This window comes from Candidatus Chlorobium masyuteum, from assembly GCF_011601315.1.
Taxonomy (GTDB): Bacteria; Bacteroidota; Chlorobiia; order Chlorobiales; family Chlorobiaceae; genus Chlorobium; species Chlorobium masyuteum.
The window spans coordinates 463655-476743 of record NZ_JAAORA010000001.1 but is presented as its reverse complement, the minus strand read 5'-3'; the positions used below and the strand labels follow the sequence as shown (position 1 = coordinate 476743).

Sequence of the window (13089 nt, the reverse complement as noted above, 5' to 3'; positions counted from 1 at the left end):
GAAAGCCGAGGACAAGATAGAAGAAAGTGGACGGAGTGGACGAAGAGATGGTGGACAGAAGTGGACTCAGTGGACAGGAGAGAAGCGATTATGGTTTCCGGATTGAAGCCTTGTAGGGGCGGAATGTTGGTAGGCCCCGACGGGAGTCGGGGTTTCCGTCGGAATAGGGCTTTTTTATCTTGAGCCGTATTTGTAAATTGTCCCTTTGATCTCAATCATTTAACAGTCCCCCGTCGGGGCTCCGGAGAGAAGTATAGTATGCCAGTTCCCGCAAGACTCGGTTTTACCGATAAAGTTAGAGCACACCTTGAACTCCTTGATCCTGTTACCTGGATCAGTGTATTTCCCTGTCTTGCTGCAGGTGTCATGGCTTCAGGAGCCATGAAGCCGACTCTTCACGACTATCTTCTCCTTTTTGCCATCTTTCTCATGTTCGGTCCTCTTGGTACCGGTTTCAGTCAGTCGGTCAACGACTGTTTTGATCTTGAGCTTGACAGGGTCAATGAACCAACGCGCCCGATTCCCTCTGGCCGTTTAAGTGAAAAAGAGGGGTTGTGGAACAGCATTATTGCTCTTCTCTCAGCCATCGGTCTTGGCTTGTTTCTCGGTCTGCATATTGGCGGGGTTCGTGGTATCGTGATTATCGCGTCCATTTTATCGGCACTTTTTGTAGCCTATATCTATTCAGCCCCTCCGCTTAAGCTGAAAAAAAATATTCTTACCTCAGCACCCGCCGTCGGTTTTTCCTATGGCTTTGTCTCTTTTTTATCGGCAAATGCCCTCTTCGGTGATATCCGTCCTGAAGCTGTTCTGCTCGCCAGCCTGAACTTTTTTATGGCAGTAGCATTGATTATTCTCAACGACTTCAAGTCGGCCGAAGGAGATAAGGATGGCGGTCTCAAGTCGCTTACGGTCATGATTGGTGCAAAAAAAACCTTTCTGGTCTCCTTTATCATTATTGATCTTGTCTTCTCTGTCCTTGCCTACTTCTCTTTTTCAGAGGGGTTTATGATCCCTACGGTTTTTGTTTTTATCGGTCTTGTGCTCAATCTCTATCTTCAGGTGCAGCTTCTGCGTGATCCCAAGGGAGGAATCTCATTCCTGCAGGGGGCTGTTGATGACGGTTTCGGTAATGCAATCGGCAAGAGTGATGTTCAGGAACACAATGCGTTTCTCCGCTTTCAGGTGGCAAACAACATTCTGTTTTTAATCAATAATCTTCTTGTTGCCGGTATGGTCGGCATGAAATACCTGTAAGGTTGGATTGTGTTTTTTACAAAGCGTGCAGGATACTCTTCAGTGATGATCGGGCTGTCTGTTTTCAATAGTAATAGTTAAAAATAATAGTGCTATGGATACTCTTCAGTCTACTTTTTTTTCGCTGCCGGTGGTATGGCACAATGCACTGGTTACCCTTATGACCTTTGTCTATGTATTCAGTGTTCCGCCGCTGATGGACTATTTCGTAACCAACCACGCTCTTCCGCGCGATATCAGCCGAAAAATCACCCACATCTGTGCCGGATCAGTTATTGTGTTTCTTCCCCTTTTTATTGACACGGACTGGTCACACTATCTGAATATTACCGTTTTTGCTGTCTGGACCCTGCTTTTGATCCAGAAAGGGCTCTTTGCTGCCGATGATGACCAGGCGGTAAAAACCATGACACGAACCGGTGACAAGCGTGAGCTGCTCAAGGGAACGCTCTATTTTGTGGTTGTTGCCATGATCTGCGGAACGGTTTACTACAAACAGCCGGCCGGGGTTCTTGCCATGGCCGTTCTCGGTTGGGGAGATGGTCTCGCTCCGATTATCGGCACCCGCTTCGGCAGGTTGAAATATCGGGTACTCAGCGATAAAAGTGTTGAAGGGAGTCTTGCTTTTCTTGTAGGAAGTATTGCCGCAGGCCTTTTCTTTGTGCAGCTTATCGTGCCAGGATCCATAGCAACGGACAAAATTATACTGATTGCAGTTATCGCAACTATTGTTGAAGGTGTCAGTCCCAAAGAGGTCGATAACCTGACTATTCCGGTTGCAGTTATTGCTGCTGCCCGTTTTTTGTAAAAGCAGGATTAACGCATGACGACAGGACCGGCGAGCTATTTTATCAGCGACTTTCATGCCGGGCTGCAGGATGAAAAAACCGAGCAGCTCAAGCTTGACAACCTCGAACGACTTTTTGCCATCATCAAGGCAGAAGGTCGTTCGCTTTATATGCTTGGCGATATTTTTGATTACTGGCTGGAGTTCCGCCATGTCATTCCAAAGGGATTTACCAGATTATTTTGTTTATTGTCTGATCTTGTTCGCAGCAACATAGAGGTCGTTTATGTTGCCGGCAATCACGACTTTTTTCTCGGGCGGTACTTTGATGATGAGCTTGGCATCCGGACGCTCTATGGTATGCATGAGCTTCAGATTGACGGGAGCAGATTTGTTATAGCCCATGGTGACGGACTGGGAAAAGGGGATCTCGGTTACAAACTGTTTGCCCGTCTTGTCAGGAACCGCTTCAATCTTGCGCTGCTTTCCGGTTTTCAGCCCGATCTGGCAATCGGTCTGATGAAAAGGCTCTCACAGCTCAGCCGGAAGCATAAGCCTGATAACCGTGTTTTTGAAAATGACCGGTTACTGAACTTTGCCGAACTGCTGGCCACTGAAAAAGAGTTTGACTACTTTTTATGCGGTCACAACCATGTAAAGGGGATTACGGAACTGGCCGGAGGCCGGAAAATATATGTCAATCTCGGATCGTGGATTGAGGGCGGTACTCCCTATGGAGTTTTCATGGATGGTGTATTTCATCTTAAAGAGTTACAGAACATTAACAGTTAATATCATAGACAGTATCTACCATGAGTAATACAGACAAGGTGCTCAAGCTTGGTTTGCCGAAGGGAAGTCTCCAGGATTCGACAATCGATCTTTTTGCACATGCAGGGTTTCATTTTTCAGTCCAAAGCCGATCCTATTTCCCCTCTATAGATGATGATGAGCTGGAAGCCATTCTTATAAGGGCGCAGGAGATGGCCCACTATGTTGAACTCGGCGCCTTTGATGTAGGGCTTACCGGCAGGGACTGGATCATTGAAACGGATGCCGATGTTGTTGAGGTGGCAGATCTTGTCTATTCAAAAGCCTCCATGCGTCCGGTCCGCTGGGTGCTTGCTGTGCCTGAAAACTCGCCGATCAAGTCGGTCAAAGACCTTGAAGGCAAGCATATCGCTACTGAAGTGGTCAATATCACCAAAAAATATCTTGCAAGTAACGGTGTCACGGCCTCGGTGGAGTTCAGCTGGGGAGCTACCGAAGTCAAGCCTCCCGATCTTGCCGATGCTATTGTTGAAGTGACCGAAACAGGCTCTTCACTCAGGGCCAACAAGCTGAGGATTGTCGACACGATTCTTGAATCCAATACCAAACTGATCGCCAACAAGAGCTCATGGAACGATCCGTGGAAGCGCGAAAAGATTGAGAGTATGGCGCTGATGCTTCAGGGAGCAATTAATGCACAGGGCAAGGTCGGCCTGAAAATGAATGCGCCGAAATCAGCGCTCGACAAGATTATAGCCATTATTCCTGCCCTGCGCCAGCCGACTGTATCGCATCTTGCTGAAGAGCAGTGGGTTGCACTTGAAGTTATTGTAACTGATAAAATCGTCCGCAAGCTTATTCCTGAGCTGAAAAGAGCCGGTGCCGAGGGTATTTTTGAGTACAATATCAATAAACTGATCGATTGAAAGGCTTTGAACGCATCATGAACTTTCAGGCTGCCCGTAAGGGCGGCCTTTTTTAACGCCCATGCTCATCTATCAGATTGCAGTACTCTTGTCACTGCTGGCTTTTTTTTCGATCCTGCTGAGGAACCTGATCGATCTCCGGGCAATGCCCGCAAATCCCTCTTGTAAAGGCCCGCTTGTCTCGGTACTTGTGCCGGCAAGGAATGAGGCACTTAATATAGAACGCTGTGTGCGCTCCCTGTTGATGCAGGACTACGCTGCCTTTGAAATTCTGGTGCTCGATGACAGTTCAACTGATGCGACTCCTCAACTGTTGCAAACGCTTCTCGATGAGTCCGGCGGACGGCTGAGGGTGCTGAAAGGTGAGCTGCTTCCGGATGGATGGCATGGCAAAGCCTGGGCCTGCCTTCAGCTCAGCCGTCAGGCAAAAGGTGAACTGCTGCTCTTTACCGATGCCGATACAAAGCATGAACCGGATGCTCTCCGCCGCTCGGTTGCAGCATTGAACTCGGCAAAGGGTGATATGCTCTCTCTTACACCCTGCCAGGAGCTCGGCTCGTTCTGGGAAGAGCTTGTTGTGCCTCTGGTTTATGTCATTCTCCTGTGTTATCTGCCGCTTCGCCTTGTCCGGACCAGCAGGAATCCCGCTTTTTGTTTTGCAAACGGCCAGTTTATTCTTGTCCGCAGGGAGTTCTATGAAAGGATCAACGGTCATACCGCTGTCCGGCAGGCTCTGGCAGAAGATATCGGGCTCTGCCGGGAGGTGAAGAGAGCAGGCGGCAGGGTTGTGGCATTCAATGGTTTCGATGCGGTAAGCTGCAGGATGTACCGTTCATTCGGGGATATCTGGGAAGGTTTTTCAAAAAACCTCTATGCATCGCTCGGTTACAGTACCCCCGGGCTGTTTCTGCTTATGACGCTGACTGCGGCATTCTACATTGCACCCTATCTGTTTTTCTTTTATGCACTGATTACCGGAAAGTTCACGGCGCTTTTGTTCTGGCTGCCTCTGACACAGATTGTTGTCGCCCTTCTCTCCCGGGTTATCATTGCAAGGCTGTTCGGTCAGTCAATAGCCATGGTTTTTCTTAACCTCTTATCGCAGCTTATCCTTATTGCTATAGCCTGGAACTCTTTCTGGATCATACAATCCGGCAGAGGAGCCAGATGGAAGGGGCGGAACTACAATTTTTCATGAGGGCTTGCAAGATTTCGGTGAAGGCGATTAATTTTTGTAAATTGCACGATTAATGTAATATGGCAATCCCTTATTCCGGGGAGAGTCTTTCAATTCAAACGAGAGCAGTACTATGGGTTTCTTATCGAAGATATTCGGAAAAAAAGAGGTTGAACTGAAACTTCCCGGTATTAAAGAGGACATCAATGTCATAAAGACTATGGAAGGTCATCTCGACCGGGTTCTGGGTGTCAAGTTCAGCACGGATGGTAAAAAGCTTGTCAGTGGAAGCTTCGATGAGAGCGTAATGCTGTGGGATGTAGAGTCAGGAAAATCGCTTTTCACCATGAAAGGCCATGAAACATGGGTTGAGTGCATTGACTACAGCCGTGACGGAAAACGTCTGGCGAGTGGCAGTACTGACAGTACGGCAAGAATATGGGATGCCGCAACCGGCAAGTGTCTCCATGTCTGCAAAGGTCATGATACGGCAGTCCGTATGGTGGCATTCAGCCCCGACAGCAAGGTTCTTGCAAGCTGTTCACGTGATACGACCATCCGGCTCTGGGATGTTGAAACAGGTAATGAGCTCTCCGTGTGGCGGGGTCATAAATCGTATATCGAATCGCTTGCCTACAGCCATGACGGCAAGAAAATAGTCAGTTGCGGAGAGGAGCCGGTACTTAAAATCTGGGATGTGGAGAGCGGAAGAAATATCGCTAACTACCGAACCAATGATACACTTTCGCACGCGGTTGTTTTCAGTCCTGACGACAAATTGATCGCTTTTTGCGGTCGTGATGCCAAAGTCAAGATTGTTGATGCAGCAACAGGAGAGATTCTCAAGGTACTTGAAGGTCATGAAGACGCGGTGCGCAGTGTCTGTTTCAATCCGGAGGGAACGAAGGTCGCAAGTGCGGCAAATGACGAGTCGATTCGCTTGTGGGATGTAGCGACAGGCAAACAGCTGCACTCCTATCGTGGTCATACGCTCGAAGTACAGTCAGTAGATATCTCGCCTGACGGAAAAATCATCGCAAGCGGAAGTGATGATCGCAGAATAAAGCTCTGGGCTGTAGTATAATTGAGCGGTTTCTTCGGTGTTTTTGCAAGGGGGTGCTCTTCAGCAGGGCATCAGGGATTTTTTTTGATTGATTCTAAAAAAGTGGGTTAAACTGCACAACTTTCTTTTTGAATTAGCTTAAAGTGAGTAAATTAATTTTCACGAAAAATAAATTCGTTTTTGAGCGCTTCATGTAGAAGTTCGCTCATTGTAACGCCAAGTTTAACTGGCAAAAATAAAAAAGAGGTAGATATGGGTACTCAGGTTGAAGGAACTGTCAAATGGTTCAACGAAGAAAAAGGTTACGGTTTTATTGAGCAGAAGGGTGGAAAAGACGTTTTTGTGCATCACAGTGCAATCAACGGCACCGGACGCAAAACGCTTGTTGAAGGTCAGAAAGTTTTGATGGAAGTCACACAGGGCGCAAAAGGCCTCCAGGCTGAAAATGTAACCCCTCTCTAAAGTAGTTCTGAATCACAGGGCGGTTCTTCACATCATTTTGTTCGGGCGGTTTCGACGGTTGGTCATTTATCGGCACTCTTTGCTTGTTTTATGATGGCGGTTGTTATGCTTAACCGCATCCGGTTTTTTTACTGAAACCGGAGCTCCCGGGTTTTTGATTAAAAACACAGGGCGTAATTTATGCGCCTTGTGTTTTTTTTGTTTCCGGCACATCGGGTTCATCAATTACCCTGAAATCAAGTCAAGGATAAAAAAGAGTTCAGGGACGGCAACGACGAAGAGAACCATTTGCCAAAGGGCGATCACGCAGGATCGCTTTTACAGCAATTCAACACCCGGAATATTTGCACTTCGCTTTTAACCTGAACGCTTATGAGTACTATTTTACTTGATATCGGCAATGTTCTTGTTTCGGTTGATTTTCTCTCTTTCTGCCGGGGAGTTCTTCCCGACGGGAGCGCTGACGAGCAGTCAATCTGTCAAAAATATTGTCAGGGAGAGCTTAAAAGCCGGTTTGATCGCGGAATGATTGCCCCTTATGACTACATGGCAATGATTGAAGCTGATCCGGCGACAAAGAGCAGCAGCAGCCTTGAGATTCGTGTGAAGTGGCAGAATATCTTTACCCCCATGCTCGGAGCGGAGTATGGCGTTGAGATTCTCGGAAGAGAGCACCGGCTCTGGATTATGAGTGATACCGATCCGCTCCACTTTCTCTTTCTTTTGAATAACTTTCCTCTTTTGAAAGGACGGGAACGCTACTATCTCTCTTATGAGCACGGAGTTCTTAAAAACTCCCCCGAGGCATTCCGCAATCTGCTTTCCGATTCAGGAGTTCCGGCAGAGGAGTTTCTGCTTATTGACGACAGGCCTGAAAACTGCAAAGCGGCTTCGGAAGCCGGTATACGAAGCATCCGGTTTACATCCTGGCCGGAAACCCTTGCGGCAATTACTTGAATACGGCATTGCAATATGATATTGGATGAGGAGAACCGTTATGCAGAAGATTACAGTCAGGGAAGAGGAGCTTGAACTGCACTCCATGCGTTCACAGGGCGCCGGTGGTCAGAATGTCAACAAGGTCGAGAGTGCAGTTCATCTCCGTTTTGATATCAGGGCATCATCGCTCTCTGATGAGCTCAAGGAGCGCCTGCTTGCCCTGAAGGACCGGCGTATTTCAAAAGAGGGTATCCTTGTTATTAAAGCGCAGCGTTATCGGACAAAGGAAAAAAATCGTGAAGATGCGCTCCAGCGGTTGCAGTCCATTCTTGAGAGTGCAGCGGTTATACAGAAAAAGCGCAGGGAGACCAAACCAACCGGCAGTTCACGGCAAAAAAGACTTGAAAGCAAGGAGAAACGCTCGGCAGTCAAGCTGCTGCGAGGGCGAATCGACTGGTAGGGTAATAAAAAAGCAGGGCTCCGGAACTGGAGCCCTGCTTTTTTATATATACTCCCGATCCTGTCAGTTGAAGCGGGAGGTACTACGATGGGGTATGTCAGATAGTCTGTGCGGTAATCGTGAACGATCCTGCATGGGCACCGGACTCTGTCGTGTTCGAGAAGTTGAGAGTCATCTTGACATCTCCAACGGTCTGGGTCTGGCCGGTAACACCGCGAAGCAGTGTTGTAACCGTTGCGCCTGTAACCGCGCCGCTTACACCATTGGTTGAAGCAAGTCCGTATCCGGTTACACCGATCTTGGAGGTTGAGCCGACCCTCGTTGCCGAGAAATCAGTTCCGGTAATCGATACGGTTGCGGTTCCGCTGCTTGACAGACCGGCAATCGCCCAGGCATTCTTCAGCGTGATGTTGGCGGATGTCGGGCCGACCTCTGATGCCGATGCAGCAAGAGTTGTTGAGGTATCACCGAGGGTTGTCCAGGTTGCCGATAACGGTGAACCGGTCTGCGATGCGCTTGACGAGGTGGCCGAGAAGTTCAGGGCAACCGCGCTGTAGTAGTGCAGAACAAGGTACTCAGGCATCGTAACGGTCGTGGTGGTCGTTCCTGACTGGGAGACCGGTGCTGCCATAACGGATGACGGCATAACCGAAAGACCGAGAAGTGCTGCTCCGAGAGCAAGGGTGCGAAGAGATTTGTTGTTTTTCATGATCGTATCCTGTTTGGTCGTAGTTGATAATTTCGTGTTTCTGATTCTGTATGTAATGCATCAACTACCGTGCCAAATGGCTGAAAATGGTTCATAACCGGTTCGCATGAACGTTCTTTCATTGACGATATCTCTTAATATTGTATGGTTTTGCGGATAAATATGCTCCTGTTTGCAGGTGAGACATAGACCCGGCGAAAACGAGCCTGCTATAACGGTATTCGGAGGTGATACGTCTCGTTTTTGATGCTGATACCCGTTTAACGAGACATATTGTGAGACGATTTGTGGTTCCCGTGAGGTGTTGATACGCTTTGCCCGGGCAGTAAAATCTGTCGGGATATACTTGTTACTCCGTAACGCTGCTGTAATGGATGACTGCTTGAAAGGAGTCGATAAAGAGCTTTGCAACCGCTCGTTTGATTGGAGGGTTTCGGGTTTTTTGTATTTTCCTGAACCCCTGTTTTACTTTCAGGCACTCTTTCCAACTGACGGAATCTTCTGTTTGATCGCTCAGTAATAGTATGCATGACTAAACTGTATGACCATGGCCGGTGAAGCTGACCTGATTCCGGATATTTTTAGTTATTGTGACCGCTGGTGTGAGCGTTGTGCATTTACCGCTCGCTGTCTTCAGTTTCAGGTTGAATCCGGGGAGCAGCAGAGCGGCAGCGCTCTGCAGGAGTTTGATGCACTCAATGCCGGGTTTTGGCAGGAGATGGGTGAAGCTCTTGTCAATGCTATGCGTTACATTCGGGAAATGGCCACCAGGCAGGGTCTCGGTGTTGATGATCTGCAAAAAGAGACCGTGCTCTCAGAACCGCCAGACAGTAAGTATCGTAATGCCCGTGAACATCCCTGCTCTGCAGCAGCTCTTCTCTATGCCGGTATGGTCAATGAATGGTTTGCTGTGGTTGATGATGTTTTCGAGCAGGAGTCTCTGCTCATGAACCCTGATCAGCCCTCTTTCAGCGAACCGGTTGAGATTATAAAGCACTATCAGTATTTTATTTATCCGAAAATTGTCCGTGCTGTTGAAGGCAGAATGAACGATATCGCTTCCGGGATCAATGAACCGGATAATGATGCCAACGGCACGGCCAAAATTGCTCTTATTACTATTGATCGCTCACTTGCCGCATGGAGTCTGCTTTATACCGGATTACCCTCACAGGCGGATAGTACGCTCTCTCTTCTTGTTCATCTTGATCGGCTTCGCCGTTCCGTTGAAGTTGTTTTTCCTGCAGCAAGGTCATTTATACGACCGGGACTTGATGCATAACTGTATGTGCCTAATAACCATTATCAAGAAGTCATGCTTAAAACAAACGAACCGCATTTAGTGGAGTTTTTACTGCAGTGTCAGCCGGGGCAGCCGAGAACCAGAGGTAACTGGGAGGTTGACCACCACGGCACGCCGTTCATTCTTCCTTCAATCGGAGGTATTACCCTGAATGTTCAGGCGGGAGATCCGGCATTCGGATGGCAGGGGGATCATATAGAGCCGGGAGTAAGCTGTACTGCCGATACCCAGAAACCTTTCGAGCATCCCAACGTAGGCGTGCAGATCTACTCCTGTGCAGGCAATGTTGCCACCGTTGTCACCGGTGAGGCCAAAGGAGCTGAAGGTCGTGTTCTCGGCCATCATGGAGGGTCAGAGCATGTGATTGTCGATTTCACGCGTGAAGTAAAGGAGAAGCTGCTTTACAGCGATACCATTATTATCCGGGGGAAAGGTCAGGGGCTTAAGCTCACGGATTATCCGGCTGTTACCCTGTTCAATCTTGATCCCGACCTGCTTCAGGCCCTGAAGATCCGTGAACTTGAGGGTGGTGTGCTTGAAGTTCCGGTTACCACCGTTGTTCCTGCTGTCTGTATGGGTTCAGGTATCGGTTCCGCACACGTTGCAAAAGGTGATTATGATATTATGACGAGTGACGGTGAAACGGTCAGGGAGTATGGTATTGACAAAATCCGTTTCGGTGATTTTGTTGCGTTGCTGGATCATGATAATCGTTATGGAAGAGCATACCGCAAGGGCGCAATCTCTATCGGTATTGTCGTACACAGCGACTGCATGGAAGCCGGTCATGGACCGGGGGTTACTACGCTCATGACCTGTGCTTCGCCGCTTATCAGGCCGTTTATCGATCCTGAAGCCAATATTGCCGACCGACTTGGCTTTGGAACCACCCTGAAAAAGCTTGCCTGAGGATTACTCTGAAACGTAAGGGCGGATGCTTTTACGATGTTTGATGCATCAGGCATCCCGCCCTGTGACACGACGTTCAGAGATTTGAAGAGTGCTGTGACGGAGCTCTCTGCCGGTCGAAAGAAGCAATGATTATCGCCTGCCCTTTCCTCTTTTTATAAGCGAAATTTAAGTATTTCTTAAGAGCGGTTTAATGATGCAATGGTTATCATAAAATCGTTGTAGTTGTTAACTTAAACGATAAAAAGAGATGAGCGAAAAATATCTTGCGGCAACGGACCAGAATTTCACAACCGAGATTCTTGAGTCGGATAAAGTGGCTCTGGTTGATTTCTGGGCAACATGGTGCGGTCCTTGCATGATGCTTGGTCCGGTTATTGAAGAACTTGCCGGAGAGTATGCCGGCAGAGCAGTAGTAGCAAAAGTCAATGTTGATGAGAATCCTGCCACAGCAGCCCGGTATGGCATCCGAAGTATACCGAGCCTGCTTATTTTCAAGAACGGCCAGGTCGTAGATCAGTTGCTCGGCGCCATACCGAAAAACCAGATTTCGAGGAAAATGGATCTGCATATCGCATGATTATGCAGAAGCAGGCAAGTGGGTAAAGAGTTTTATTAATTACATCATCATGATCAATATGGAAAGAGAAGTGCGTGATATCGTTATCATGGGCACCGGGCCTGCGGGATATACGGCGGCAATCTACACCGGAAGATCCAATCTCAAGCCGCTTATTATTGAAGGTATGCAGCCGGGCGGTCAGCTCATGATCACCACCGAAATCGAGAATTTCCCCGGTTTTCCCGAAGGGATCCGCGGACCTGAACTGATGTCGAAAATGCGTGAGCAGGCAGCAAAGTTCGGCGCGGAATTTCTTGCAGGGAGCGTGACCGAGGTTGATCTTTCCAGAAGCCCCTTCTCTCTTCAGCTTGAAGACGGTCGTGAACTCTTTACCCACGCACTCATTGTTGCAACCGGGGCCTGTGCCAAATGGCTCGGTATCGAGTCGGAAGACCGCTATCGCGGCAAGGGTGTTTCTGCCTGCGCAACCTGTGACGGATTTTTTTTCCGTGACAGCAAGGTTTTTGTGATCGGTGGCGGTGATACGGCCATGGAAGAGGCGCTCTACCTTACAAAATTTGCCTCGGAAGTCGTGCTTGTTCATCGTCGGGAAGAGTTCCGGTCATCAAAAATCATGAGTCTGAGAGTTCAAAAGAATCCAAAAATCAGGATGCTGCTCAATGAGGTCGTTGATGAAATTCTCGGAGATGGCATGCAGGTAACCGGGATCCGTCTGAAAAACGTCAAGACCGGCGAACTTGTTGAGCACTCATGTGACGGGGTGTTTCTGGCTATCGGTCACTCTCCGAATACCGCTTTGTTCAAGGGGCAGCTTGATCTTGATGACTACGGATATATCATGACCAAAAAATCATCATCGGAAACCAGTGTGGCCGGTGTTTTTGCCTGCGGTGATGTTCAGGACTTTAACTACCGCCAGGCTGTTACAGCCGTAGGAACCGGCTGCATGGCAGCGGTTGATACCGAGCGCTTTCTTGAAACCATACGCTGAGCCGCAAAGAAGGTGGGCAATGATGTCATTCCGGACATCCCCATTGTCATCCCGAACTGAAAGGAGGGATCTATCTTTTGTTCAGGGAGATCTCTCTCTGCGTTCGAGATGACAGATGACAAGGTCTTCGGTGCTATCTCTTATGCCTCACCCCTGACACCTGACATCTTCTTCCTCATCCGCCGGGAATTTTTTTCATGGTGGATGTGTTCTTGTTCTTCCTGTTGTGATAGATTCAAATTCGACTTTTAAAACCTTTAAAAGATGGAGATGCAGTCATGTCACTCAAACTGTATGGACGGGATCCGCTGAGAATGTTTGAGGATGTTTTCAACGACAAGGTGTCACCTTTTTTCTCTTCTATGGTTGCCCCCTCCTTCAAGGTTGATATCAGTGAGGATGAGAATGCCATCAATATTGAGGCTGATCTTCCGGGTGTGAAAAAAGAGGATGTAAAGGTCTCAATGGATGATGATGTGCTTTGCATCACTGCTGAAAGAACCCAGAATGAAGAGGAGAAGAAAAAGGGATATCATCGCATTGAACGTTCGTGGGGAAGCCTGAGCAGGAGTTTTACCGTAGGAGAGAACATCAATGCTGACAAAATCGAGGCATCCTATGATAATGGTGTGCTGAAGATCGTTCTCCCCAAGTCGGAACCGAAGCCCAAAACCGGCAAGGAGATTTCCATCAAATAGGAAACAGCATGTGTAACAAAAAAACCCTCCGGAGTGGAGGGTTTTTTTGTTGTA

15 protein-coding genes are annotated in these 13089 nt (G+C 48.2%); 14 read left to right on the top strand and 1 reads right to left on the bottom strand.

Going from position 1 to position 13089, the window contains the following annotated elements; translation table 11 throughout:
* Positions 1 to 258: 258 nt before the first annotated feature.
* The 9 genes from G9409_RS02095 (at position 259) to arfB (ending at position 7842) form a co-directional block, all read left to right on the top strand.
* Positions 259 to 1257, top strand: a complete 999-nt coding sequence (locus G9409_RS02095; RefSeq protein WP_166807212.1) for a UbiA family prenyltransferase — start codon at positions 259 to 261, stop codon at positions 1255 to 1257.
* 94 nt (positions 1258 to 1351) lie between these two features.
* The gene (locus G9409_RS02090) at positions 1352 to 2065 is read left to right on the top strand and encodes a diacylglycerol/polyprenol kinase family protein (RefSeq protein WP_166807211.1); all 714 of its coding nucleotides are present in this window, start codon (positions 1352 to 1354) and stop codon (positions 2063 to 2065) included.
* Between the two features lie 15 nt (positions 2066 to 2080).
* Positions 2081 to 2836, top strand: coding sequence for a UDP-2,3-diacylglucosamine diphosphatase (locus G9409_RS02085; protein WP_166807210.1), 756 nt, complete (start codon positions 2081 to 2083; stop codon positions 2834 to 2836).
* Positions 2837 to 2856: 20 nt separating this feature from the next.
* Positions 2857 to 3741, top strand: coding sequence for an ATP phosphoribosyltransferase (hisG, locus tag G9409_RS02080; protein ID WP_166807209.1), 885 nt, complete (start codon positions 2857 to 2859; stop codon positions 3739 to 3741).
* A 61-nt stretch (positions 3742 to 3802) separates the two neighbouring features.
* Positions 3803 to 4939 carry a glycosyltransferase gene (locus G9409_RS02075; RefSeq protein ID WP_166807208.1) on the top strand — a complete coding sequence of 379 codons (1137 nt, stop codon included), beginning with the start codon at positions 3803 to 3805 and terminating at the stop codon, positions 4937 to 4939.
* Positions 4940 to 5051: 112 nt separating this feature from the next.
* Entirely contained in the window at positions 5052 to 6002 is a 951-nt protein-coding gene (locus G9409_RS02070) for a WD40 repeat domain-containing protein (protein WP_166807207.1), read from the top strand.
* A 231-nt stretch (positions 6003 to 6233) separates the two neighbouring features.
* Positions 6234 to 6443, top strand: coding sequence for a cold-shock protein (locus G9409_RS02065; protein ID WP_006366624.1), 210 nt, complete (start codon positions 6234 to 6236; stop codon positions 6441 to 6443).
* Positions 6444 to 6815: 372 nt separating this feature from the next.
* Positions 6816 to 7400, top strand: a complete 585-nt coding sequence (locus G9409_RS02060) for an HAD-IA family hydrolase (RefSeq protein ID WP_166807206.1) — start codon at positions 6816 to 6818, stop codon at positions 7398 to 7400.
* 40 nt (positions 7401 to 7440) lie between these two features.
* Positions 7441 to 7842, top strand: a complete 402-nt coding sequence (gene arfB / locus G9409_RS02055) for an alternative ribosome rescue aminoacyl-tRNA hydrolase ArfB (RefSeq protein ID WP_208019642.1) — start codon at positions 7441 to 7443, stop codon at positions 7840 to 7842.
* A 97-nt stretch (positions 7843 to 7939) separates the two neighbouring features.
* On the opposite strand, the gene G9409_RS02050 is transcribed toward arfB, so the two are convergent.
* Complete coding sequence (locus G9409_RS02050) at positions 7940 to 8551, bottom strand: hypothetical protein (protein ID WP_166807204.1); 612 nt, start codon at positions 8549 to 8551, stop codon at positions 7940 to 7942.
* 547 nt (positions 8552 to 9098) lie between these two features.
* Here G9409_RS02050 and G9409_RS02045 point away from each other — a divergent pair.
* The 5 genes from G9409_RS02045 to G9409_RS02025 all read left to right on the top strand — a co-directional run bounded on the left by G9409_RS02045 (position 9099) and on the right by G9409_RS02025 (position 13035).
* Positions 9099 to 9833, top strand: coding sequence for a hypothetical protein (locus G9409_RS02045; RefSeq protein ID WP_235923213.1), 735 nt, complete (start codon positions 9099 to 9101; stop codon positions 9831 to 9833).
* A 33-nt stretch (positions 9834 to 9866) separates the two neighbouring features.
* Positions 9867 to 10763, top strand: coding sequence for a DUF4438 domain-containing protein (locus G9409_RS02040; RefSeq protein WP_166807202.1), 897 nt, complete (start codon positions 9867 to 9869; stop codon positions 10761 to 10763).
* 250 nt (positions 10764 to 11013) lie between these two features.
* Positions 11014 to 11343: a thioredoxin gene (trxA, locus tag G9409_RS02035; RefSeq protein WP_076792067.1), complete on the top strand. Its 330-nt coding sequence runs from the start codon at positions 11014 to 11016 to the stop codon at positions 11341 to 11343.
* A 58-nt stretch (positions 11344 to 11401) separates the two neighbouring features.
* Positions 11402 to 12337, top strand: coding sequence for a thioredoxin-disulfide reductase (gene trxB, locus G9409_RS02030; RefSeq protein ID WP_166807201.1), 936 nt, complete (start codon positions 11402 to 11404; stop codon positions 12335 to 12337).
* A gap of 278 nt (positions 12338 to 12615) precedes the next feature.
* Positions 12616 to 13035, top strand: a complete 420-nt coding sequence (locus G9409_RS02025) for an Hsp20/alpha crystallin family protein (RefSeq protein ID WP_166807200.1) — start codon at positions 12616 to 12618, stop codon at positions 13033 to 13035.
* The last annotated feature ends 54 nt before the right edge of the window (positions 13036 to 13089 follow it).

Bases quoted from the DNA above. Each gene is read 5' to 3' on its own strand.
- G9409_RS02095 (WP_166807212.1), top strand. From the start codon at position 259: ATGCCAGTTCCCGCAAGACTCGGTTTTACCGATAAAGTTAGAGCACAC.
- G9409_RS02090 (WP_166807211.1), top strand. From the start codon at position 1,352: ATGGATACTCTTCAGTCTACTTTTTTTTCGCTGCCGGTGGTATGGCAC.
- G9409_RS02085 (WP_166807210.1), top strand. From the start codon at position 2,081: ATGACGACAGGACCGGCGAGCTATTTTATCAGCGACTTTCATGCCGGG.
- hisG (WP_166807209.1), top strand. From the start codon at position 2,857: ATGAGTAATACAGACAAGGTGCTCAAGCTTGGTTTGCCGAAGGGAAGT.
- G9409_RS02075 (WP_166807208.1), top strand. From the start codon at position 3,803: ATGCTCATCTATCAGATTGCAGTACTCTTGTCACTGCTGGCTTTTTTT.
- G9409_RS02070 (WP_166807207.1), top strand. From the start codon at position 5,052: ATGGGTTTCTTATCGAAGATATTCGGAAAAAAAGAGGTTGAACTGAAA.
- G9409_RS02065 (WP_006366624.1), top strand. From the start codon at position 6,234: ATGGGTACTCAGGTTGAAGGAACTGTCAAATGGTTCAACGAAGAAAAA.
- G9409_RS02060 (WP_166807206.1), top strand. From the start codon at position 6,816: ATGAGTACTATTTTACTTGATATCGGCAATGTTCTTGTTTCGGTTGAT.
- arfB (WP_208019642.1), top strand. From the start codon at position 7,441: ATGCAGAAGATTACAGTCAGGGAAGAGGAGCTTGAACTGCACTCCATG.
- G9409_RS02050 (WP_166807204.1), bottom strand. From the start codon at position 8,551: ATGAAAAACAACAAATCTCTTCGCACCCTTGCTCTCGGAGCAGCACTT.
- G9409_RS02045 (WP_235923213.1), top strand. From the start codon at position 9,099: ATGGCCGGTGAAGCTGACCTGATTCCGGATATTTTTAGTTATTGTGAC.
- G9409_RS02040 (WP_166807202.1), top strand. From the start codon at position 9,867: ATGCTTAAAACAAACGAACCGCATTTAGTGGAGTTTTTACTGCAGTGT.
- trxA (WP_076792067.1), top strand. From the start codon at position 11,014: ATGAGCGAAAAATATCTTGCGGCAACGGACCAGAATTTCACAACCGAG.
- trxB (WP_166807201.1), top strand. From the start codon at position 11,402: ATGGAAAGAGAAGTGCGTGATATCGTTATCATGGGCACCGGGCCTGCG.
- G9409_RS02025 (WP_166807200.1), top strand. From the start codon at position 12,616: ATGTCACTCAAACTGTATGGACGGGATCCGCTGAGAATGTTTGAGGAT.